Raw genomic sequence first — 2,357 nt, forward strand, 5'->3', positions numbered from 1 at the left:
AAAAACAATGCTTGTTTCCGATAATAATAAATTTTATTTTCATGACAGGATAGGCTGCATTATGCGGGTCAGTTTTTTATTTCATTTTATGACACCCAAAAAGTATCACAATATGATCTGATACTCTTATTATAAAGATAAAGCAATGGCGCCATAAACGTCAGATTAATCTTTAACTATCAGGAAAGTGATTATCGAAACTATGTGCTATTGAATATTATTAACAAATGATCATTCAACTAACACAGGCTTAAACACTTTACTTTTACCATCATCCTCTACTTTACGAAACGGTAAGGTAAACGAAAAGCTTGCGCCTTCAAATAAATAATCGTTTAATTCTTCACCATCGCACAGCAATTCAGCATAGTGCTTAGCTAAAGCAAGGTCATAAGCAAAGTTATGCTTGTCCATAGCAATGTGCGATTGCTTTTTATACATTAAATGTTCCGCTCGGATATTATCTTCTTCTAATTCTAAAAAGGGCATATTACCTGTAAATGCAAAAGTGACATAAAGTTTGTTATGTGCCCCATCTTTGGCAGTAATCTTTAAATATATATCTTCTTTTCGACTCTCTTTATCTATCGCTTTGGTGTAGTTAGCCAGTAATGTGCGGAGAATGTGTTGCAGCTTTTTATAATCAACATTGAGCTTTTGCTTTGATGTACCATCCATCTCAAATGATGCTTCAACATCAAACTCAGAACTGATTGAAGCATTTGCTATATCAATTTCAGCTTGTACTAAATTTTCTAATTGCATAGGCATTTCATGCTTTTGATTGAAATTTTTGTATTTTTCTTCTTCACCTATAATTGTGCTAGTTATTTTTTGGTACATGGTATACATTTCAGATAGGCTTTCGTTTATGTTATAAAAATCATTATTAAGGTCAATTCTGACTTTCTCTGGAATATCAAATTGCATTAACCGTTTCTCAATATTTTCGATCGCATCTGAAATGGTTTTAAGAGAGTTAACAGCATCATATCCAAACGATTTAAGATAGCCTCTTTGAAATTGTAATTTTTTCTCGAGTTGATTTTTCTGGCGGATAGTTTCTTCTTCAAGGCGCTTGCGTTCGGTGATGTCTATAGAAATACCAACAGTACCTATTAGTTCGCCTTCATCATTGTACCATGGTGCAATAGTTGCATCAAACACTTTGATTTCACCTGTTGTAATGTCTTTGATGCTTTCTTCAAAATTTAATTTTTCTTTGGTTTGAATTACTTTTTTGTGATCGGAGATAATTTTTTTTGCAATATCTTCTGGATAATATTCAATAGGAGTTTTACCTATAAGATCAGCTTTTGATTTAGCACCTGCAGCGAGTATTCCAATCTCGTTAAATCCGACAACTCGTTGGTTCAAATCTCCCCAATAAATAGGATGCGGAACTATTTCAGAAAATTTTTCAAAACTTGGACTCAGGGTGTTATTTTGTGACATATATATTCCTTAATTTCTAGTTTATTTCCTGATTAAATGTTAGAAATTTTGATGGCGATTTTATTTATGTTGCTATCAAATAGTTGCATCTAAAAATTCTAACACAGCAATCATATCTAAAAGTTCTAAGATATACAGCACTGGAGCCGTAAATAACAATACACCAACAATGGAAATGGCTTTTTTATGTGCTTTGAAAAGCCTAAGTGCTTTTAGTTTTGCAGTATTGATTACCCTATTAATATTTACCAACCATCTTTGCTCTTTGAGATACTCAGGACCAGTTATAGGTGTTTCTACAGTCCCATCAAAAGTACTGGCTAACCTATCAACGTAAGCTGTTAACTGTTTGTCATTAATCATAGGCCATTCAAAATTCATCATTTTAAACATCAATTCCGTCTTATTTTGTAAAATTGTTGCACTACCATTCTTAATGAAATGACTATTCTTTCCATCTGGTTGCCATCCCATGCGTAGTAAAAATCGTCCAATTAAATCACAATCCTCATTTTTATGTAAATAGTTTATTAACTTATCAATAAATGCTTCAAAGTTTACCGTGATAATTTTATGATCGCTCGATTTGAGCATTTGAGAGAGTTGTATTTTGTTGGGATTAAATACATGATGGATATGATTATTCAACTTATTTTTATCAAACATTTTAATAATCGCTTTTGCCGTTATATCCGCAGGCGAAATCTCTACTTCATTCATATTATCAGCAATACAACCTAACTTACGAATAAAAGCAATATAGGTTGCAAAGGCATTATCTTCAACATCCTCTTGTACTTTGCCATTTTGTTGCATAAACGCTAAATTACCGACTCGATAAATATTGCTTTTTATTCCCTTCTCGCGCCATTTAATGGTTTCAATCTCACCTAAATACTTAG

The 2,357-nt window shown here is 32.5% G+C and carries 2 protein-coding genes; both read right to left on the bottom strand.

Features of this window, described 5'->3' with window-relative positions:
- Nucleotides 1-231 precede the first annotated feature (231 nt).
- Nucleotides 232-1,455 carry a PAS domain-containing protein gene (locus DNJ77_RS09760; RefSeq protein ID WP_116964867.1) on the bottom strand — a complete coding sequence of 408 codons (1,224 nt, stop codon included), beginning with the start codon at nucleotides 1,453-1,455 and terminating at the stop codon, nucleotides 232-234.
- Nucleotides 1,456-1,530: 75 nt separating this feature from the next.
- Nucleotides 1,531-2,357 (bottom strand): Rossmann-fold NAD(P)-binding domain-containing protein (locus DNJ77_RS09765; protein WP_157966680.1); only part of this gene is annotated, 827 nt, incomplete at its 5' end.

This window comes from Fastidiosibacter lacustris, from assembly GCF_003428155.1.
GTDB lineage: Bacteria > Pseudomonadota > Gammaproteobacteria > Francisellales > Francisellaceae > Caedibacter > Caedibacter lacustris.

What these genes read in the sequence shown, in the direction of transcription:
- DNJ77_RS09760 (WP_116964867.1), bottom strand. Translation starts at nt 1,455, where the DNA reads ATGTCACAAAATAACACCCTGAGTCCAAGTTTTGAAAAATTTTCTGAA.